The sequence below is a fragment of the Azospirillum ramasamyi genome (assembly GCF_003233655.1).
Taxonomy (GTDB): domain Bacteria; phylum Pseudomonadota; class Alphaproteobacteria; order Azospirillales; family Azospirillaceae; genus Azospirillum; species Azospirillum ramasamyi.
Map to the genome: position 1 here is coordinate 397753 of NZ_CP029832.1, position 20025 is coordinate 417777.

The 20025-nt window shown below is 68.6% G+C and carries 19 protein-coding genes; 8 read left to right on the forward strand and 11 right to left on the reverse strand.

Features of this window, described 5'->3' with window-relative positions; genetic code table 11:
- The first annotated feature begins 43 nt into the window (after window positions 1–43).
- Window positions 44–817 carry an SDR family NAD(P)-dependent oxidoreductase gene (locus DM194_RS21170; RefSeq protein ID WP_111069539.1) on the forward strand — a complete coding sequence of 258 codons (774 nt, stop codon included), beginning with the start codon at window positions 44–46 and terminating at the stop codon, window positions 815–817.
- Between the two features lie 99 nt (window positions 818–916).
- Here DM194_RS21170 and DM194_RS21175 read toward each other — a convergent pair whose 3' ends face one another.
- From DM194_RS21175 to DM194_RS21195, 5 genes are all read right to left on the reverse strand, one after another.
- Window positions 917–1717 carry an ABC transporter permease gene (locus DM194_RS21175; protein WP_111069540.1) on the reverse strand — a complete coding sequence of 267 codons (801 nt, stop codon included), beginning with the start codon at window positions 1715–1717 and terminating at the stop codon, window positions 917–919.
- Entirely contained in the window at window positions 1714–2652 is a 939-nt protein-coding gene (locus DM194_RS21180; protein WP_111069541.1) for an ABC transporter permease, read from the reverse strand. The genes DM194_RS21175 and DM194_RS21180 overlap by 4 nt, the downstream gene beginning before the upstream one ends.
- Window positions 2649–3722: an ABC transporter ATP-binding protein gene (locus DM194_RS21185; protein WP_111069542.1), complete on the reverse strand. Its 1074-nt coding sequence runs from the start codon at window positions 3720–3722 to the stop codon at window positions 2649–2651. The genes DM194_RS21180 and DM194_RS21185 overlap by 4 nt, the downstream gene beginning before the upstream one ends.
- 187 nt (window positions 3723–3909) lie before the next feature.
- Window positions 3910–4959: an ABC transporter substrate-binding protein gene (locus DM194_RS21190; protein ID WP_111069543.1), complete on the reverse strand. Its 1050-nt coding sequence runs from the start codon at window positions 4957–4959 to the stop codon at window positions 3910–3912.
- A 249-nt stretch (window positions 4960–5208) separates the two neighbouring features.
- Window positions 5209–6162 carry a LysR substrate-binding domain-containing protein gene (locus DM194_RS21195; RefSeq protein WP_111069544.1) on the reverse strand — a complete coding sequence of 318 codons (954 nt, stop codon included), beginning with the start codon at window positions 6160–6162 and terminating at the stop codon, window positions 5209–5211.
- A 347-nt stretch (window positions 6163–6509) separates the two neighbouring features.
- On the opposite strand from DM194_RS21195, the gene DM194_RS21200 reads away from it, so the two are divergent.
- The 7 genes from DM194_RS21200 to DM194_RS21230 are packed head-to-tail and all read left to right on the forward strand — an operon-like array spanning window position 6510 to window position 12112.
- Entirely contained in the window at window positions 6510–7643 is a 1134-nt protein-coding gene (locus tag DM194_RS21200) for an NAD(P)/FAD-dependent oxidoreductase (RefSeq protein ID WP_111069746.1), read from the forward strand.
- Window positions 7624–7935 (forward strand): (2Fe-2S)-binding protein, encoded by a 312-nt coding sequence (locus DM194_RS21205; RefSeq protein ID WP_111069545.1) that lies wholly within the window; start codon window positions 7624–7626, stop codon window positions 7933–7935. The genes DM194_RS21200 and DM194_RS21205 overlap by 20 nt, the downstream gene beginning before the upstream one ends.
- Entirely contained in the window at window positions 7932–9404 is a 1473-nt protein-coding gene (locus tag DM194_RS21210; protein WP_111069546.1) for an FAD/NAD(P)-dependent oxidoreductase, read from the forward strand. The genes DM194_RS21205 and DM194_RS21210 overlap by 4 nt, the downstream gene beginning before the upstream one ends.
- A gap of 13 nt (window positions 9405–9417) precedes the next feature.
- Entirely contained in the window at window positions 9418–10566 is a 1149-nt protein-coding gene (locus DM194_RS21215) for an NAD(P)/FAD-dependent oxidoreductase (protein WP_111069547.1), read from the forward strand.
- Window positions 10567–10584: 18 nt separating this feature from the next.
- Window positions 10585–10932: a RidA family protein gene (locus DM194_RS21220; RefSeq protein ID WP_111069548.1), complete on the forward strand. Its 348-nt coding sequence runs from the start codon at window positions 10585–10587 to the stop codon at window positions 10930–10932.
- 33 nt (window positions 10933–10965) lie between these two features.
- Window positions 10966–11733 carry a transporter substrate-binding domain-containing protein gene (locus DM194_RS21225; protein ID WP_111069549.1) on the forward strand — a complete coding sequence of 256 codons (768 nt, stop codon included), beginning with the start codon at window positions 10966–10968 and terminating at the stop codon, window positions 11731–11733.
- A gap of 31 nt (window positions 11734–11764) precedes the next feature.
- Window positions 11765–12112, forward strand: a complete 348-nt coding sequence (locus DM194_RS21230) for a RidA family protein (protein WP_014189196.1) — start codon at window positions 11765–11767, stop codon at window positions 12110–12112.
- A 196-nt stretch (window positions 12113–12308) separates the two neighbouring features.
- On the opposite strand, the gene adhE is transcribed toward DM194_RS21230, so the two are convergent.
- From adhE to DM194_RS21260, 6 genes are all read right to left on the reverse strand, one after another.
- Window positions 12309–14969: a bifunctional acetaldehyde-CoA/alcohol dehydrogenase gene (gene adhE, locus DM194_RS21235; protein WP_246024497.1), complete on the reverse strand. Its 2661-nt coding sequence runs from the start codon at window positions 14967–14969 to the stop codon at window positions 12309–12311.
- 179 nt (window positions 14970–15148) lie between these two features.
- Window positions 15149–15889, reverse strand: a complete 741-nt coding sequence (locus DM194_RS21240) for a helix-turn-helix domain-containing protein (protein ID WP_111069748.1) — start codon at window positions 15887–15889, stop codon at window positions 15149–15151.
- Window positions 15890–16044: 155 nt separating this feature from the next.
- Window positions 16045–16455, reverse strand: a complete 411-nt coding sequence (locus DM194_RS21245) for a response regulator transcription factor (protein WP_111069550.1) — start codon at window positions 16453–16455, stop codon at window positions 16045–16047.
- A 124-nt stretch (window positions 16456–16579) separates the two neighbouring features.
- Complete coding sequence (locus DM194_RS21250) at window positions 16580–17296, reverse strand: response regulator transcription factor (protein WP_176581477.1); 717 nt, start codon at window positions 17294–17296, stop codon at window positions 16580–16582.
- Window positions 17286–18854 (reverse strand): PAS domain-containing sensor histidine kinase, encoded by a 1569-nt coding sequence (locus tag DM194_RS21255; RefSeq protein WP_111069551.1) that lies wholly within the window; start codon window positions 18852–18854, stop codon window positions 17286–17288. Before DM194_RS21255 ends, DM194_RS21250 begins: the two co-directional genes overlap by 11 nt.
- A gap of 66 nt (window positions 18855–18920) precedes the next feature.
- Window positions 18921–20006 carry an apurinic/apyrimidinic endonuclease family protein gene (locus tag DM194_RS21260; protein ID WP_425457317.1) on the reverse strand — a complete coding sequence of 362 codons (1086 nt, stop codon included), beginning with the start codon at window positions 20004–20006 and terminating at the stop codon, window positions 18921–18923.
- Between the last annotated feature and the right edge of the window lie 19 nt (window positions 20007–20025).

Genomic DNA, 20025 nt, shown 5'->3' on the forward strand with positions numbered 1-20025 from the left:
GCATCAATCGGATGCCGCCAACGTCATGAGGAAAGATCGCACAATGTCGAACATCGCCCCGAAGATCGCTCTCGTCACGGGCGCCACGTCCGGATTCGGCGATGCCATCGCCCGGCGGCTGGTGGCCGAGGGCTGGCGGATCGTCGCCACCGGCCGGCGGCAGGACCGGCTGGAGGCCCTGGTCGAGGCGCTGGGCGGGCCGGCGGTGGTCCATCCGCTGTGCTTCGACATCCGCGACGAGGAGGCGACGCGCGCCGCCCTGGCCTCCCTGCCGGCGGAATTCGCCGATATCTCCGTCCTGGTCAACAACGCCGGGCTGGCGCTGGGCACCGGGGCCGCGCAGGACTGCGACCTGGAACAGTGGCGCACCATGATCGACACCAACGTCACCGGGCTGGTGACCATCACCCGGCTGCTGCTGGACCGGCTGATCGCGCGGCGCGGGCTGATCGTCAATCTCGCCTCCGCCGCCTCCAACTGGCCCTATCCGGGCAGCAACGTCTATGGCGGCACCAAGGCCTTCGTGAGGCAGTTCTCGCTCGGCCTGCGCAGCGACCTATCGGCGCAGGGCGTGCGGGTGACCTCCATCGAGCCGGGACTGGCGGAAAGCGAATTCACCCTGGTCCGCACCGGCGGCGACAAGGCGGCCTACGACGCGCTCTATGCCGGCGCCCATCCGCTGCAGCCGGAGGACATCGCCGAGACGGTGCGCTGGGTGGTGTCCCAGCCCCCGCACGTCAACATCAACAGCGTGGAGATCATGCCGGTCAGCCAGTCCTGGGCGCCGTTCAGAATCCACCGCGAAACGCCGGCCTGACGAACCGTCACCGTCCGGCGGACTGCGGGGCCGCAGCCGCGGCCCTTACCGTCGAGCGTAAGCCGGAACTTACGCTCGGCGGTATCACTCCAGGCGGTATCAGTCGCGGCCCTTGCCGACCAGCAGCCGTTCCAGCCCATAGACGCGGTCGAGCACCAGCATGGCGGCGACCGTCACGAAGATCAGCGCCGCCGACACCGCGGCAACCAGCGGATCGATGTTGTCCTGGATGTAGAGGAACAGGCGCACCGGCAGGGTCGTCGTCTCCGGCGAGGCGATGAAGACGGTCATCGTCACCTCGTCGAAGCTGTTGATGAAGGCCAGAACCCAGCCGCTGGCGACACCCGGCAGGATCAGCGGCAGGGTAACGCGGCGGAAGCAGGTCCAGGAGGAGGCGCCGAGCGAGGACGCGGCATTCTCCACCGCGCGGTCCATGCCGGTGGACGCCGCCAGGATCAGGCGCAGCGCGAAGGGCAGGATGATGATGACGTGGCTCAGAACCAGCCCGGTGAAGGTGCCGCCCAGCCCGATCAGGGTGAAGAAGCGCAGGAAGGCGATGCCGAGAACGATGTGCGGCACCATCAGCGGCGACATGAACAGCGCCTGGATCGCCTCGCGCCCGAAGAACTGATAGCGCGCGATGGCGAGCGACGCCGGCACCGCGATCAGGATCGCCAGGGTGGAGGACACCACGCCCAGCAGCAGGCTGTCCTTGAAGGCGCGGATGAATTCCGGGTTGTCGCCGATGGCGCGGAACCAGCGCAGAGACAGGCCGTCCGTCGGCAGCGACAGGTAGCCCTGCGAGGTGAAGGCCACCGCGCAGACGATCAGGATCGGCGCCAGCAGGAAGCCCAGGAACAGGAAGTGGAAGATCAGCGCGATCGGGCCGTTGCGGTTCATTCGAACACCTGTTTGTAGCGACGTTCGACCAGCCGGTTGCAGCCGACGATGATGACGACGTTGGCGACCAGCAGCAGCACCGCCACGGTGGCGCCCAGCGGCCAGTTCAGCGTGTTCAGGAATTCGTCATAGGCGAGAGTCGCCGCCACCTTCAGCCGCCGTCCGCCGATGATCGCCGGGGTGGCGAAGGCGCTGGCCGCCAGCGCGAAGACGATGATGGAGCCCGACAGGATGCCCGGCACGATCTGCGGCAGCACCACCCGGCGCATCACCGTCAGCGGCCCGGCGCCGAGCGACAGCGCCGCATTCTCCACCTGCGGGTCGAGCCGCTGGAGCGAGGCCCAGACCGACAGCACCATGAAGGGCACCAGCACATGGGTCAGCGCGATGATGACGCCGGTTTCGGTGTACATGAACTCGATCGGCGTCGAGATCAGCCCGACCGCCATCAGACCCTGGTTGACGAGGCCGGTGGAGCCGAACAGCAGCGCCCAGCCCAGCGTGCGCGACACCACCGAGATCAGCAGCGGCCCCAGCACGATCAGCAGGCAAAGCCCGCGCCACGGCGATTTCATCCGGCGCAGGATGTAGGCCTCCGGCGCGCCGAACACCGCGCAGAGAATCGTCACGAAGGCGGCGATGCGGAAGGTGCGCAGGAAGACTTCGTGGAAGTAGTCGTCGGCGATGATTTCGGCGTAGTTGCCGAGCTGCCAGACATTCTCGATGCCGCCATAGAAACTGAAGCTGTTCAGCGACAGCAGGAAGGTCATCACCAGCGGCACCAGCAGCAGCACCGCGAACAATGCCAGCCCCGGCGCGCTCAGCAGATAGGGCGCCCAGGGCAGGCGGCGCGGACGGCGCGGCGGGGGGGCATGGGCCGAGGGGTTAGCGGCGGACGCCTGCGCTTGGGTATCGGTGGAGGCCGTCATGCTCATGCCGCCTCCCGGGCGGACGCATCCGCTTCCGGATCGGCGGGCATCACCGCCATGTCCTGCGCGCGCCATCCGATCATCACCCGCTCGCGCTCCGCCGGCAGGGTCGAACCGTCATGCTGGCGGATGACCATCACGCGGCCGGCGGCGGTCTCGATCTCGAACAGCCACTGGGTGCCCTGGAAGACGCGGGCCAGCACGGTGCCGCTCAGGCCGCCGGCATCGACGAAGCCGATCTTCTCCGGCCGGACGGCCAGCGCGCCCGGTCCCGCCGGCACCGGCTGCGACACCGGCCAGACGCTGTCGGCCACGGTGATGACGGTCCCGCCGGCGCCGCTTGCGACCATGCCCGGCAGCAGGTTGGTGCGGCCGAGGAAGTTGGCGACGAAGGCGTTGGCCGGATGGTCGTAGGCCTCCTGCGGGGTGGCGACCTGCTGGATGCGGCCCTTGTTCATCACAACCACGCGGTCGGACAGCGCCATCGCCTCCGACTGGTCGTGGGTGACGAGAATCATGGTGGTGCCGACGGTGCGCTGGATGCGGCGCAGCTCGATCTGCATCTCCTCGCGCATCTTGGCGTCGAGGTTGGACAGCGGCTCGTCGAGAAGCAGAAGGCTCGGCTTGATGACCAGCGCGCGGGCCAGGGCCACGCGCTGCTGCTGGCCGCCGGACATGCGGCGGGGGTGACGGTCGCCATACTGTTCCAGACCGACAAGCTTCAGCGCATCGGCCACCATGCGGTCGCGGTCGGCGCGGTTGACCTTGCGCATCTCAAGACCGAAGGCGACGTTCTCCGCCGCCGTCATGTGCGGGAAGAGGGCGTAGCTCTGGAAGACGATGCCCAGCCCGCGCTCGTTCGGCTTCTTCGCCAGCAGATCCTGGCCGTCCAGCATCACCCGCCCGCCGTCGGCGTCGAGGAAGCCGGCGATCATCTGCAAGGTGGTGGTCTTGCCGCAGCCCGACGGCCCCAGCAGCGAAATCAGCTCGCCCTTCTCGACGGTCAGCGAGACGCGATCGACCGCCGTCCAATTGGCGAAGCGCTTGGTCAGTTGGTCGAGAACCAGATAAGTCATGCCGTCGTCTCCCTCTCCCTTGCTGCCCTCTCCCGTCCCGGGAGAGGGAGGGGACCCACGAAGTGGGGAGGGTGGGGGTGATCCAAGGAACCGGAAGCGCATGGCTCCGTGCCTGACCCCTCACCCCTCCCACCGCTTCGCGGCGGGCCCCTGCCCTCTCCCGAGGCGGGAGAGGGCGTTTACCGCATCAGCGCTCGATCTCGCGGGTCCAGCGACGGTTCCACTGCTCGCGGTTCTGGTTGATGGTGTCCCAGTCCACCACCAGCAGCTTGCCGACCTGTTCCGGGCCATAGGGGATGCCGGCCTGCTTGTCGGCGGGCAGTTCCACCGTCTTGTTCACCGGGCCGAAGCCGGCGCTGACGGCCAGCGCGGTCTGCGCCTCGACGTCGAGCATGTGCTGGATGAACTTCTGCGCCTCGGCCGCGTTCTTGCTGCCGGCGACCTGGCAGGCAGCGGAGCCCAGCACGATGCCGCCTTCCTTCGGATAGACGAAGGTGGCGGGGAAGCCGGTGTCGGCCAGCGCCTTGGCGCGGCCCGAACCCCAGACGGCGATGACGGCCTGGTTGCTCTGGAACAGCTCGGTCATCTTGCCCGGCGACGGCTCGTAAGCCAGGACGTTCGGGTTGATCTTGTCCTTGAATTCCTTGAAGCCCGGCTCGATGTTGGTCTCGCCGCCGCCGTTCAGGCGGGCCATCATCACCAGCGCGTGCAGGCCGTAGCTGTTGTTGATCGGCGGGACGACCAGCTTCTTCTTGTAGCGCGGATCCTGGATGTCATTCCAGGAGGTCGGGGCCGGGATGTTGTTCTCGTCGAAATACGCCTTGTTGTAGACGATGCCGGTGCCGACCGCGCCGAAGTTGACGGCCTTGCCCGACGGCATCTTCGCCAGGTCGTAGAGCTGGTCGTAGACCGGCGCCTTCTCCAGGTCGGCGCAGAAGTTCAGCGCCACCGCCTGATACATCGGGCCGTCGTCGAGGATGACGACGTCGATCTGCTGGTTGCCCTTCTGGGCCTGCAGCTTGGCGAGGTTGTCGGTGGAGTTGCCAGCGACATACTCGACCTTCACCCCGTTCGCCTTCTCGAAGGCCGGGATGATTTCCTTGCGCATGGTCTGCTCGAAGGACCCGCCATAGGCGGCGACAAAGAGCGTCTTGTCCTGGGCATGGGCCGTCTGGACCGCGGCCATGCCGCACCACAGGGCCGCCGTCGCCATCAACCCGCACATCACGGAGCGCATCGTCATTCTCCTCTTAAGCCTTGGTCCCTGTTGATGGTCGCTGTCCGCAGTTCCGGGGGGCATCCGGGCGTGATCTTCGGACCCGCATTGGAACACGGATCGGGATCGCGGTTTTACCGTCCCTCACCTTGCCGTCGCCGTTGTCGCGGGCTGTTTTTCGGGAAGGTCGCGGTCAGGACGCGGACCAAGGGTGCTGGTGCGGTCACATAACCGTCAAATCGAATAACCGCCATCATTCATCCGAAAATGTTATAATTCCGCGTTCCGAACGGTTTGAAGGCCGTAGCCGGCGCCATCCGGTCCGAGGAAGCTGTCGCGGAAGCGCGTCGCCTCCTTGATGAAACCGGCGAGGAAATCCTCCGCGATCATCGACAGCGGCACCTGGGCGGATCGCAGGACGGCGATGTCGACGCCGATGCTGGGTTCGAACGGGCGGACGATCAGACCATGCGGGACATAGTCCTGGGCGGTGAAGAGATCGACGATCGACACGCCGTAACCGGCCGCCACCATGGCGCAGGCGCTCATGGTCAGCTGGGTTTCCACCCGCATCGCCCGTGACACGTCGTGGTCGGCGAATACGGTGTCGATGCGGGAGCGCAGCAGGGCCGGCGGGCCGGTGGAGATGAAGCTCTCCCCCTCGAAATCCTTCGGCGTCAGCACGTCCTTGTCGGCCAGCGGATGGCCGGGCGGCAGGATGGCGACGGCGGGGATTCCTTGGATCTTCTCGGTGAGCACCGCCGCATGATCGATAGGGGTGTGCGCGAAGCCAAGCTCGCACTGGCCGGTCGCCACCCAGTCCAGAATGATGGGCGAGTGGCTGCCGCGCAGCGCGATGTCCACCCGCGGCCGTTCGCTGAGGAAGCGCGCGACGTAACGCGGCAGGAAGCCGACGCCCAGCGCCGGCATCGCCGCCACCCGCAACGCCCCGCTGCGCCGGGCGGTCAGGTCGCGCGCGGTCTGCTCGATCAGTTCCAGCCCGACGAAGGCGCGGTCGACCACCTGATAGAGCGAGATGGCCTCGCTGGTCGGGGTGATGCGGGGGCCGCGCCGTTCGAACAGGGTCAGCTTCAGTGCGTATTGCAGGTCGCTGATCAGGCGGCTGACCGCGGGCTGCGAGATGTTCAGCAGTTCCGCCGCCGCGGTTATGCCGCCGGTCAGCATCACCGCGCGGAAGGCTTCGATCTGGCGCGGATTGATCATGGCGCCCGCCCTTTCCCGCAAACCAGATCATAACATTCGATCATGAAACACCCCTTCGATCTGATTTGACAGTTATAAGTTGGCTGCCGATGCTGTCGCAAGGATCGAGGAGCGGCCACGCGTCGCCGGGAAACATCCCGCGGCGCCCTGCCAAAGAAAACCCTGCAGTTCGCAATCCATCCATGTGAAACACCGGCACCTTCGGTGTTTTTACAAGGATACGCGCTGCAACGCGAAGTAATCGGCACCGCATGCGAGTGCCGGGCACGGCGATGCGCGCCACACGATAACGGCGGCGGCCGGTACGCACGGGAAACGGTGCGGCAGCGGCGGCGGGAGTGGAGACGATGACGCAGCCCAGTCGGGGCGGAGAGTACGACGTCGCCGTTATCGGCGGCGGGCTGGTCGGATCGGCGCTGGCCTGGGGCCTCGCGCGGTCGGGCCAGAAGGTCGCAATGCTGGACGAGGGCGACATCGCCGTGCGCCCGTCGCGCGGCAATTTCGCCCTGGTCTGGGTGCAGGGCAAGGGATTGGGGATGCCGGAATATGCCGGCTGGACCAAGCAGTCCTCCGACGACTGGAGCGGCTTCGCCGAGCTGCTGCGCGAACAGACCGGGCTGGACGTCGCCTACCGGCGCCCCGGCGGCTTCATGCCGATGCTGTCGGAAGAGGATCTGCAGGACCGCGCCAACACCATGATGCGGCTGCACAACCAGCCCGACATGGTCCGTTACCCCTACGAGGTGATGGACCGCGAAACCCTGCGCAAGGAACTGCCCTTCATCGGGCCGGACGTGGTCGGCGGCACCTATTGCCCGCTGGACGGCCACTGCAACTCGCTGCGGCTGCTGCGCACCCTGCACAAGGGCATCGGCATGCTGGGCGTCGATTACCGGCCCAACCACCGCGTCGAGCGGATCGAGCATCGCGACGGCGGTTTCCGCATGGACACCGCCGGCGGCGAGGTGCGCGCCGGCAAGATCGTGCTGGCCGCCGGCCATGACAGCGCCCGGCTGGCGCCGATGGTCGGGCTGTCGGCCCCGGTCCGCCCGCAGCGCGGCCATGTCATCGTCACCGAGAAGACCGCCCCCTTCCTGCACCACCCCACCGTCTATGTCCGCCAGACCGACGAGGGCGGGGTGATGATCGGCGACAGCTTCGAGGAAGCCGGCTTCGACACCACGTTGCAGCCCGGCATCTCGTCGACCATCGCCGAGCGCGCCATCCGCTTCTTCCCGCTGCTGGGCAAGCTGAACGTGGTGCGGAGCTGGGCGGCGCTGCGCGTGCTGACGCCGGACGGCTTCCCGATCTACGAGGAGTCGAAGACGGCCCCCGGCGCCTTCGTCGCCACCTGCCACAGCGGCGTGACCCTTGCCGCCAACCATGCGCTGACGCTGGCGCCGCTGATCGCGGCCGGCGGCCTCGGCGACCGTTTTGCGCCCTTCAGCGCCCGGAGGTTCCATGTTCCGCAGGCTGCCTGAGATCGAGACCGCCCTCAAGACCGCCGAGACGGTCGCCTTCACCATCGACGGCCGTCCGGCCAGCGCGCGGGCGGGCGACAGCGTCGCCGCCGCCCTGCTGGCCAACGGCGTCGTCGCCTGCCGCAACATGCCGGTCAGCGGCGCGGCGCGCGGCCCCTACTGCATGATGGGCGTCTGCTTCGACTGCCTCGTCACCATCGACGGGACCGGCAACCGCCAGGGCTGTCAGGTGCGCGTGGCGCCGGGCATGGCGGTGGAAACCCAGAACGGCAAGCGCGAGGTGGAACGATGAGCGCGCCCAATTCCAGCTACGACTTCGACATCGCCGTCGTCGGCGCCGGCCCGGCCGGTCTTGCGGCCGCGGCGCTGGCCGCGTCCAACGGCGCGTCTGTCGTCCTGCTCGACGAACAGGCGGAACCCGGCGGCCAGATCTACCGCGCCGTCACCGAAACCCCGGTGCGCGACCGCAAGGTTCTCGGCCCCGACTACTGGCACGGCGCCGAGCTGCTCGGTCCGCTGCGCGACAGCGGCGCCGTCCACTGGCCGGGCAGCACGGTTTGGAGCGTCGCCCGCCCGCGCGAGGATGGCCCGGACGGGCAGCGCAGCATCCAGATCGGGCTGTCGCGCGACGGCGCCGCGGCGATGCTGACCGTCCGCCACGTCATCCTGGCGACCGGCGCGCTGGAACGTCCCTTCCCCATCCCCGGCTGGACCCTGCCGGGCGTGCTGGGCGCCGGTGCGGCGCAGGTGCTGCTGAAGACCTCCGGCCTCGTGCCGTCGGGCGCGACGGTGATGGCGGGCAGCGGGCCGCTGCTGTGGCTGCTGGCATGGCAGTATCTGCAGGCCGGCGCGCGGATCGACGCGATCCTCGACACCACGCCGAAGGAGAACTGGCGCGCCGCCCTGCCGCTGCTGCCGGGCTTCCTGCGCTCGCCCTATCTCGGCAAGGGCATGAAGCTGATGCTGGAGGTTCGGCGCAAGCTGACCGTCATCGGCAACGTCACCGCCCTGCGCGCGGAAGGCGGCGTCGGAAGCGGCGGGAACGAAGGCGTGCTGAAGAGCGTCGTCTACACCCGCAACGGCACCGAGCACCGGTTGCCCGCCGACACGCTCCTGCTGCACCACGGCGTCGTTCCCAACCTGAACCTCGCCAACGCCACCGGCTGCGCCCAGCGCTGGGACGAGCAGCAGCGCTGCTGGCGCCCGACCACCGACGAATGGGGCGCCACCTCGGTCGAGGGCGTGTCGCTGGCCGGCGACGGTGCCGGCATCGGCGGCGCCCGCGCGGCGGAGGAAGCCGGCCGCCTGACGGCGCTCGACGCCCTGCACCGGCTGGGCCGCATCGGCCGCGAGCAGCGCGACCGCTCCGCCGCGCCCTTCCGCGCCGCGCTCGACCGGGCGCTGACGGGACGCGCCTTCCTCGACACGCTCTACACCCCGGCGGAAGCCTTCCGCGTGCCGGCAGACGACACCATCGTCTGCCGCTGCGAGGAGATCACCGCCGGCGCGGTGCGCGAGGCGGTACGGCTGGGCTGTTCCGGCCCCAACCAGGCCAAGAGCTTCCTGCGCTGCGGCATGGGGCCGTGCCAGGGCCGGCTGTGCGGCCCGACGGTGACCGAGGTCATCGCGGCGGAGCGCGGCATTTCCCCGGCGGAGGTCGGCTATTACCGCCTGCGCCCGCCGGTGAAGCCGATCACGCTGGCGGAACTGGCCGCCCTGCCGAAGACCGACGCCGACATCGACGCCGTGTTCAAGCACTGACCGGAGGCGCCCGATGACCGCAACCGCCTCCTTCAGTCCAGACGTCATCGTCATCGGCGGCGGCCTGCACGGCTGCTCCGCCGCGCTGCACCTGTCGATGCGCGGCCTGCGCGTGCTGGTGCTGGAAAAGGACCATGTCGCCCGCCACGCTTCCGGCGTCAATGCGGGCGGCGTGCGCCAGCTCGGCCGCCATGTCGCGGAGGTGCCGCTGTCCGTCGCCTCGATGGCGCTGTGGCACCGCATCCGGGATCTGGTGGACGACGATTGCGGCTTCGAGAGTCACGGCCAGATCAAGGTGGCGGAGACCGAGGCGGAGCTGGAGACGCTGCACGCCCGCGTCGCCGAACTGAACGCCCTGGGCTTCACCCATGAGGAGATGGTCGGCCGGGACGAGTTGCGGTCGCTGGTGCCGGCCATCGCCGATCACTGCATCGGCGCCCTGGTGTCGCGCGGCGACGGCGCGGCGATCCCCTTCCGCACCACCTTCGCCTTCCGGCGCAAGGCCATCGCGCTCGGCGCCCGCTTCCAGGAGGGCGGCGCCGTGACGCGGCTGGCCCGCAAGGGCGGGCTGTGGAGCGTCGAGACGGCCGACGGGGGACGATACGAGGCGCCGGTGGTGGTGAACGCCGCCGGGGCCTGGGCCGACCGCATCGCGGCGCAGGTGGGCGAGCCGGTGCCGCTGGAGCCCGTCGCGCCGATGCTGATGATCACCGCCCGCGTCGCTCCCTTCATCAAGCCGGTGGTCGGAGCGACCGGCCGCACGCTGTCCTTCAAGCAGTTCCCCAACGGGACCGTGCTGATCGGCGGCGGGCTGCTGGGCCGGGCGGTGCGCGACGAGAACCGGGCGGAGCTGGACTTCTCCCAGGTATCGGTGAACGCCCGCACGGTGTGGGATCTGTTCCCCTGCATGCGCGGCGCCACCATCGTCCGTTCCTGGGCGGGGATCGAGGCGCGGATGCCGGACCAGATCCCGGTGATCGGCCCCAGCGGCACCGAACCGGACCTCTACCATTCCTTCGGCTTCTCGGCGCACGGCTTCCAGCTCGGCCCCATCGTCGGGCGGATCACCGCCGACCTGATCACGGACGGAGCAACCGACCTGCCCATCGCCCCCTTCCGCATCGGCCGCTTCGCCGAAGCAGCGACCAGAAACGCCGCCTGACCCATTGGAGCATTCACAGTGACGATCCAGCGCTTCCACCCGACCCCGCGGCTCTGCGACATGGTCATCCACAATGACACCGTCTATCTCGCCGGCCAGATCGTCGACGACGGATCGACCACGGTGGAGGCGCAGACCCGCGACGTGCTGCGCCAGATCGACGCCCTGCTGGCCGAGGCCGGGACGAGCAAGAGCAACATCCTGACCGCCACCGTCTATCTGGCCGACATCGCCACCTTCCCCGAGATGAACGCCGCCTGGGACGCCTGGGTCGATCCGGCCAACCCGCCGGCCCGCGCGACGGTGGAGGCCAAGCTGGCCGACCCGTCGATCCTGGTCGAGATCGTCGTCGTCGCGGCGCGCTGATCCCCCTTCCCGCCTGACATTCCGGAGCCTGCCATGAAGCGCCTCGTCACCGGCGTCGCCGCCCTGTTTCTGCTTGCGTCCGGCGGCATCGCCGCGGCGCAGGAGCCCGTCCGCATCGCCACCGAGGGCGCCTATCCTCCCTTCAACTTCACCCAGCCCGACGGCAAGGTGGCGGGGCTGGAGGTCGATCTCGCCAACGCGCTGTGCGAGCGGATGAAGCGCCCCTGCACCGTCGTGGCGCAGGAATGGGACGGCATCATTCCGGGTCTGCTGGCGAAGAAGTACGACGCCATCATGGCGACGATGAACATCACGCCGGAACGCGCCAAGACCATCGGCTTCTCCACCCCCTACATGGTGGTGCCGGCCTATTTCGTTGCGCCGGCCAAGTCCGCCATCGACGGCTCGCCCGCCAGCCTGCGCGGCAAGACCATCGGCGCCCAGGTCTCCACCACCCATTCCCGCTATGTCGAGAAGCATCTCGGCAGCGATGTGACGCTGAAGACCTACGACACCGCCTCCAACCTGCTGGCCGATTTGAAGGCCGGGCGGATCGACGCCGCCATCACCACCGGCGCCACCGCGTCCGACTGGGTGAAGGGCGACGGCGGCAAGTCGGTCAAGCTGGTCGGCGAGCCGGTGGTCGACGTCGAGGTGTTCGGCCCCGGCATCGGCGTCGGCCTGCGCAAGGAGGACGCCGCGCTGAAGCAGTCCTTCGACGAGGCGATCCGCGCGGTCGTGCAGGACGGGACGCTGGCCCGCATCGGCGCCCGCTACGTCGATTTCTCCATCACCCCCTGAGTCCTTTTCAAACACCAAGGAGCAGTTCCCAGTGATCAAGCGCATCGAGAAGACCAAGATCATGCACCGCGTCGTCGTCAACAACGGCACGGCCTATCTCGGCGGCATCATCGCCGACGACGTCAGCGTCGGCATGGGCGGCCAGGTCACGCAGATCTGCGGCAAGCTCGACCAGGTGCTGGCGATGGCCGGCAGCGACAAGACCAAGCTGCTGTCCGCCCAGCTGTTCATCACCGACATGAGCCTGAAGAACGAGATGAACGAGGCGTGGCTCGCCTGGCTCGACGGCAACGATCTGCCGGCCCGCGCCACCATCGGCGTCGCCGATCTGGGCGCGCCGGAGATCAAGATCGAGGTGGTGGTCACCGCCGCGGTCTGATTTCAGCCTTCCGCGTGACGATGTGACGCCCCGTGCCCGACGCACGGGGCGTCGCCGTTTCGGCAGCGGGATTTTCGGGGGCGGAGGGCATTTGAAATGCACCTTCGTCGCCGGAACGCGGTCGGGGGCCGCCGGGCGCGGGGTTGTCACCCCCGCCCGACGGCCCCCGCCGGTCACTCAGGATCGCGCTCGCGCCTTATTCGGCAGCCGACTTCGTCTTGCCGACCACGCTCAGCGCCGCCGGGCTGCGGTCGCTCTCCGGCTCGGCATAGGCGCGGCCGTAGTAGCTGTCGATGAGCAGCTGCTTGATCTCGGCGACCAGCGGATAGCGCGGGTTGGCGCCGGTGCACTGGTCGTCGAAGGCGGCTTCGGCGATCGCATCGACCCGCTCCAGGAACGCCGCCTCCGGCACCCCCGCCGCCTGGATCGAGGCCGGGATCTCCAGCGCCCGCTTCAGCTCCTCGACCCAGCCGATCAGCTTCTCCACCCGCTCATGGTCGCGGCTGCCGCCCAGTTCCAGGTGCCGGGCGATCTGCGCATAGCGCGCCACGCCCTTCGGCCGGTCATACTGGCTGAACGCCGTCTGCTTGGTCGGGATGTCCGCCGCGTTGTAGCGGATGACGTTGGCGATCAGCAGGCCGTTGGCGATGCCGTGCGGAAGGTGGAACTCGGCCCCCAGCTTGTGCGCCATCGAGTGGCACACGCCGAGGAAGGCGTTGGCGAAGGCGATGCCGGCCAGCGTCGCCGCGTTGTGCACCAGCTCCCGCGCCTTCGGATCCTTCGCTCCGTTGCGGTAGGCCGAGGGCAGGTTCTCCTTCAGGAGCTTCAGCGCCTGCAGCGCCTGGCCGTCGGTATACTCGGTCGCCACCACCGAGACGTAAGCCTCCAGCGCATGGGTCACCGCGTCGATGCCGCCCGCCGCCGTCAGCCCCTTGGGCATGTCCATCACGAGGTTGGCGTCGATGATCGCCATCGTCGGCGTCAGCTCATAGTCGGCGATCGGGTATTTGGTGTCGGTGCGCTCGTCGGTCACCACCGCGAAAGGCGTCACCTCCGACCCGGTGCCCGAGGTGGTCGGCACCGCCACCAGCTGCGCCTTCACGCCCAGCTTGGGGAAGGTGTAGATGCGCTTGCGGATGTCCATGAAGCGCAGCGCCAGATCCTCGAAGGCAACGTCGGGCGCCTCGTACATCACCCAGATGATCTTGGCCGCATCCATCGGCGAGCCGCCGCCCAGCGCCAGGATCACGTCGGGCTGGAAGGCGTTGGCCAGGGCCACGCCCTTGCGCACCACCGCCAAGGTCGGGTCGGCGCTGACCTCGAAGAAGGTCTCCACCTCCAGCCCCAGCGACTTCAGGACGCGGACGCTGTCGGCGACATGGCCGTTCTCGAACAGGAAACGGTCGGTGACGATCAGGCAGCGCTTCTTGCCGCGCAGCTCCTCGAGCGCGAAGGGCAGGCAGCCGCGGCGGAAGTAGATCGACTTGGGCAGCTTGTGCCACAGCATGTTCTCCGCCCTCTTCGCCACCGTCTTCCTGTTGATCAGGTGCTGCGGCCCGACATTCTCCGAGATCGAGTTGCCGCCCCACGAGCCGCAGCCCAGCGTCAGCGACGGCGCGAGGCGGAAGTTGTAGAGGTCGCCGATGCCGCCATGCGAGGACGGCGTGTTGATCAGGATGCGGGCGGTCTTCATCTTGTCGCCGAAATGGCGGATGCGGTCGGCCTGCTGGTCCTGGTCGGTGTAGAGCACCGAGGTGTGGCCGATGCCGCCGAGGGCCACCAGGGCGGCGGCCGTGTCGCAGGCCGCCATGAAGTCCTTGGCGCGGTAGAGCGCCAGGGTGGGCGACAGCTTCTCGTGGGCGAAGGGCTCGGTCTCGTCGACCTCCGACACCTCGGCGATCAGCACCTTGGTGGCGTGCGGCACCGTCACGCCGGCCATGGCGGCGATGGCGTGGGCGGGCTGGCCGACGATGTCGGCATTCAGGTGGCCGTCGACCAGCAGAACCTTGCGCACGGCATCGGCCTCGCGGGCCGACAGGATGTAGCCGCCATGCTTGGCGAAGCGGTCGCGCACGGCGTCATAGACGGCATCGACCACCACCGCCGACTGTTCGGACGCGCAGACCACGCCGTTGTCGAAGGTCTTGGACATCAGGATGGAGGCGACGGCGCGCTTGATGTCGGCGAACTCGTCGATGACGGCGGGCGTGTTGCCGGCGCCGACGCCGATGGCGGGCTTGCCGGAGGAGTAGGCGGCCTTGACCATGCCCGGCCCGCCGGTGGCGAGGATCAGGTTGATGTCGGGATGGTGCATGACGGCGTTGGAGAGTTCCAGCGACGGCGTGTCGATCCAGCCGATGATGTCCTCGGGGGCGCCGGCCTCGACCGCGGCGGCGAGCACCAGGCGGGCGGCCTCGCAGGTCGATTTGCGGGCGCGGGGATGGGGGGAGATGACCAGGCCGTTGCGGGTCTTCAGCGCGATCAGCGCCTTGAAGATGGCGGTGGAGGTCGGGTTGGTGGTGGGGACGATGCCGCAGATCAGGCCGACCGGCTCGGCGATGGTGATGATGCCGCCGTCATCGTCCTCGGAAAGGACGCCGCAGGTCTTCTCGTCCTTGTACTTGTTGTAGATGTATTCGGCGGCGAAGTGGTTCTTGATGACCTTGTCCTCCATCACGCCCATACCGGTCTCCGCCACCGCCATCTTGGCGAGCGGGATGCGGGCGTCGGCGGCGGCCAGCGCCGCGTTGCGGAAGATCAGGTCGACCGTCTCCTGCGGGAATTCGGCGAAGCGCGCTTGCGCCGCCTTCACGCGGGCGATCAGGGCGTTCAGGTCGGCGAGGGTCGTGACGGTCATGCTCATCATCCACTTGCTGTCCGCGAGGAAGGCCGTGACGCCGTCGCGGTGATGGTGCGGAAAGGCCGTGGGATGTGCCGTTCAGGCGATCCGCTGCGGTCCCGGACGCCCAGCGAACATCCGGGGCGCCCGGCATACGGCCGGTTCTTTCGATGCTTTTGAAGATAGGCCGGTGAGGATCAGAAGCCACCGGCGAGGTCGGCCAGGGCTTCGCGGTCCAGCAGTTCCAGCTTGCCGCCGACGAGGATGCGGATCAGGCGGGTCGACTTCAGCTTGGTCATGGTGCGCGACACCGTTTCGGTGGTCAGGCCCAGATGGTCGGCGATGTCGCTGCGGCCCATCGGCAGGTCGATGGCGCGCTCGCCGCCCTTGCGGTCGCTGAGGCGCATCAGGAAGGTGGCGACCTTTTCGACGGCGGTCTTGCGGCCCAGCAGAACCATCTGGTCCTGCGCCGCCATCAGCTCCGACGTGGTGGCCGACAGCAGCTTGCGGGCGAAGGCCGGCTGCGCGTCCATCATGGCGTCCAGCTCCAGCCGCGGAATGCGCTGGATCGTGGTCGCCGTGACGGTTTCGGCGGTGTAGAGATACTGGGCGGCGAAGGCCAGCCCCATCATGTCGCCGGCCTGCAGGAAGCCGATGATCTGGCGCCGGCCGTCGGGCAGCATCTTGTAGAGGCGGACCATGCCGCTGATCACCCGGAACACCGAGCCGGCCGCATCGCCTTCGCTGAACACCGTGGCTTCGCGCTCGTAGACCTTGGAGTGGCCGAGGCCGGCCAGCGGATCGACGGGGTTGCGCGGCTGGATGGCGGCGTCCACACCGGCGCCGATGGCGGCATTCGGCGTCATCGCCAGGGCGGAGACCAGATAACCAGGAACGGCGCGGTTCGCGTGGGCGGCAATGGCGGCGTGCGTGGACATGGTGGCCTCGACCTTTGCGGTGCGGTGCGCTCCGGCCGTTCCGGGGTGCATCTGATGACCCGAAACTACCCACCCGATGCCACTCTGTGCAGTTCGGTGATGTACCTAAGGAAGTTTGCGTACGTAAGTCTACGTACGTAACGGACCATACGGGGTCAGGCGGCGGCCGGCGAGGACATCAGCCCGTTCAGCATGTCGATCAACTGGCCCTCGTCGAACGGCTTCTCCAGCACGGCGATGACGCCGGCCTCGCGGGCACGGGCGAAGGTCGCGGGGTCGCCGCGGCCGGACACCATGATCACCGGCATTCCATGCAGATCGCCGCGGTGGCGCTCCAGGAATTCCAGTCCGCTCATCACCGGCATGTGCAGGTCGAGAACCAGGCAGCCCTGCGGGTTGCCGTCGTAGCGGTCGAGAAACTCGCGGCAGGACGAGAAGTCCCGCACGTCGAAGGAGAAGGCTTCCAGCAGCGCTTTCAGGGAGTCGCGGACCGGCTCGTCGTCGTCGACGATGTGGACGATTCCGGCACCCGGCATTCCGCCCGGCCCGTTGCCCAAATGATCCATGACGGCCTCCGAACTTCCATACAGACAAGACGACGCCGACGGTGCGGCGCGTCATGGAAGATAAAAGGCCGCGCAGGACGCCGATATAAGGACGATTGCGTATGCGGCATGTTTTTGATGCAGATCACATGCCGCCGGGGACCACGCCCGCGGCGATCGCCATGCGCACCAGGGCCGGCAGGCTGTCGGCCCGCATCTTCTCCATCACGCGGGCGCGGTGGATCTCCACGGTGCGCGGGCTGATCGACAGTTCGAAGGCGATGATCTTGTTCGACTTGCCGGCCACCAGCCAGCGCAGGACGTCCATTTCCCGCGGCGTCAGCGCGGCGAGGCGGTCCATGACCTCCGGCGGTGCGGAGGCGGCGGGCGCGGGGGCCGGCTGTTCCGGGGCCGCGGCCGGCTGGGCGGCGGCGGCCGTCCGGCATTCCGCCGCGCGGGCCAGGGCCAGGGCGGAGCGCACGGCGGCGAGCAGCGCCTCCTCCTCGAACGGCTTCTCGACGAAATCGACCGCCCCCGCCTTCATGGCGCGCACGGCGAGCGGAACGTCGCCATGGCCGGTCATCACCACCACCGGCATGGCATGGCCGCCGCTGGCCAGCCGCTCCTGCAGGTCCAGGCCGCTCATCTGCGGCATCCGCACGTCGACCAGCAGGCAGCCGGGGCGCGACGGCGCGCCGGACTCCAGGAAGGCGAGCGGGGTGGAGAAGCTCTCCGCCCGGAAGCCGGCGCAGTCCAGCAGAACCTCCAGGGAATCGCGGATCGCGTCGTCGTCGTCCACGATGAAGACGGTGAGGTCGGAGGCGATGTCCGATCCGGTCTGGGGCATGGTGTCAGCTGGCATCGCCGGCCTCCGGTGCGGCGTCCGGTGCGGACAGCGGAACGGTGAAGGAGAAGCAGGCGCCCGCCGAGGGCGGCGGTCCCGGCGGCTCCAGCCACAGGCGCCCGCCATGGGCCTCGATGATCGAGCGGCAGATCGACAGGCCGAGCCCCATGCCGTTGCTCTTGGTGGTGACGAAAGGCTGGAACAGTTGGGCGCGCACCGTCTCCGGCACGCCGGGGCCGCTGTCGCTGACGGCGACGCGGCGGAAGGCGGGCTCGCCCGGCTCCGCTCCGGTGTGGACGGTCAGCACGCGCCGCCCGCCCGCCGGGGTTCCCTGCGCCATCGACTCGATCGCGTTGCGGACGAGGTTGAGGATCACCTGCTGGACCTGCACCTTGTCGATGAGGACCAGCGGATCGTCGGCGTCGAAGTCGAAGCGCACATGCAGTTCGCGGTCCTTGGCGCCGACCAGGGCGAGCGCGCTCGCCTCCTCCACCACCTTGTTGAGCGGCTCGACGGTGCGGTGGGTCTGGCCCTTCTCGATGAAGCTGCGCAGGTGGCGGATGATCTGGCCGGCGCGGGTGGCCTGGGCGCTCGCCTTGTCCACCATGTCCATCGCCTTGGACACGGCTTCCGGCCGCTCCATCAGCCGCTTGGCGGCCTTGGCGTAGTTGATGACGGCGGTCAGCGGCTGATTCAGCTCATGCGCCAGCGTCGAGGCCATCTGCCCCATGGCGCTGACCCGGCTGACATGCAGCAGTTCCGACTGGAGTTCCTGCAGGCGCCGTTCGGTGGCCTGCCGCTCGGTCAGGTCGCGGACGAAGCCGGTGAAGCAGCGCCGGCCGGCGAGCAGGACCTCCCCCACCGCCAGTTCCATCGGGAAGACCGAGCCGTCGCTCCGCTGGCCGGAGACGATGCGGCCGATGCCGATGATGCGGCGCTCCCCCGTCCGCCCGTAGCGCTCCAGATAGCCGTCATGCTGCTCGCGGTAGGGCGAGGGCATCAGCATGCTGATGTTGCGGCCGAGGACGTCGGCAGCCGTGTAGCCGAACAGCCGTTCGGCGGCCGGACTGAAGGATTCGATCAACCCGGCCTCGTCGATGACGATGATGGCTTCCGGCACGGTTTGCAGGATGGAGGTCAGCCGCGCCTCGCGCTCGCGCAGCGCCGTCTCCGCCTGCTTGGCCGCGGTCAGGTCGCGGATGATGCCGATATAGACGGGGGCGCCGTCCTGGCTCGCCTCGCCGATCGACAGATCCATGGGGAAGCAGGAGCCGTCCTTGCGCAGGCCGGTCACCTCGCGGCCGATCCCGATGATGCGGCGCTCTCCCGTCCGGCGGTAGCGCTCCAGGTAGCCGTCATGCTCCTCGCGATAGGGCGGCGGCATCAGCATCTTGACGTTGCTGCCGATCACCTCGGCCGCGGTCCAGCCGAACAACTGCTCGCAGGCGGGGTTGAAGGTCTTGATCCGACCCCGGTCGTCGATGATGACGATCCCGTCCGGCACGGTATCCAGCATCGCCTGCAGCTGCGAAAGCGCGTCCAGGGTTTCGTCCCGGAGGTCGTCGGCCACGTCCAAACCCTCTTAAATTAATGTCGATCCTTACCCGTCCTTGCCAACAGAGTAGTTGAGTACAACCATCGGTCAAGGCTCCAGATCCGGCGAAGGGGCCACCGCCCCGCTGCAGAGGGCATCCAGCTCCAGATCGTCGACCGCGAGATTCTTGGCTTTGGCCTCCACTTCGAAATCGGCCCAGGACAGGTGATCGGCCACCAGTCGGTTTACGGCGCGGTTCCACATGCGCTGCGAATGGGCGCGCAAATCCTTCGTGGTCAGCCCGCGCGCCGCCAGCGCCGTATAGTCCGGCAGGCTGTCGGCCGGCCAGTCCGCTAGCAGATCCTCGCGCGACACGCTGATATGGGCGACCGGGCGCACCCCGCGCCAGGAGCCGGTGACGGCGGCGATCCGCCGATCGTCGGGGCGCAGATACTCCCCCCGCGTGTGGACCCAGTGATGGTGGAGGTCGAGAACGATCGGCACGGCGTCGGCCAGCGGCAGCAGGTCGTCCAGGCCGAAGGACATCTCGTCGTTCTCGACGGTCAGCAGGTTGCGGGCATCCTCCGACAGCAGGGCGAGGCCGCGGCGGAAGCCGGCGATCCCCTCCCCGCGCCCGCCGCCATGGATGTTGACATGCGCGCCCTGCGGGTGCCAACAGCCGGCCAGCCCCATCATCCGCAGGATGTCGGCATGGTATTCCAGCTCCGCCACCGCGTTTTCGAGGGTGGACGGGGTGGCGCTGTTGAGGACGCAGTACTGGTCCGGGTGCAGGCCGATGCGGATGCCCGCCTCCCTCGCCTTGCGGCCGGCATGCTCCAGCCCGCTCCGCACCAGCGCCCGGATGCCCGGCTGGCGATAGAGCGGCCGTCCGACCTCGTGGGTGTAGGCCGGCAGCAGCCCGCTGTTGACGCGCAGCAGGCGGCGGTAGGCCGGATGCCGGGCGACCTCGTCCAGCTGCAGCTGCAGGGCCAGCAGGTTGCGGCGCAGCACCTCCGTCAGCTTTTCCTCGGCGCGGGCGGGGCCCAGCCTGGTCAGCGTCGCGATGGTGACGGTGCCGGGATTCATGCGCTTGGCAAGTCCGGCGTCGCCATCGGGCGGCACATACTGGCAGCACCAGCCGAAGCGGGGGTGGCGGAGGACGGGATCGGAGAGCTGTCGGGCATCGGTCGGCAACGTGAAGCGGAGGGGCCAC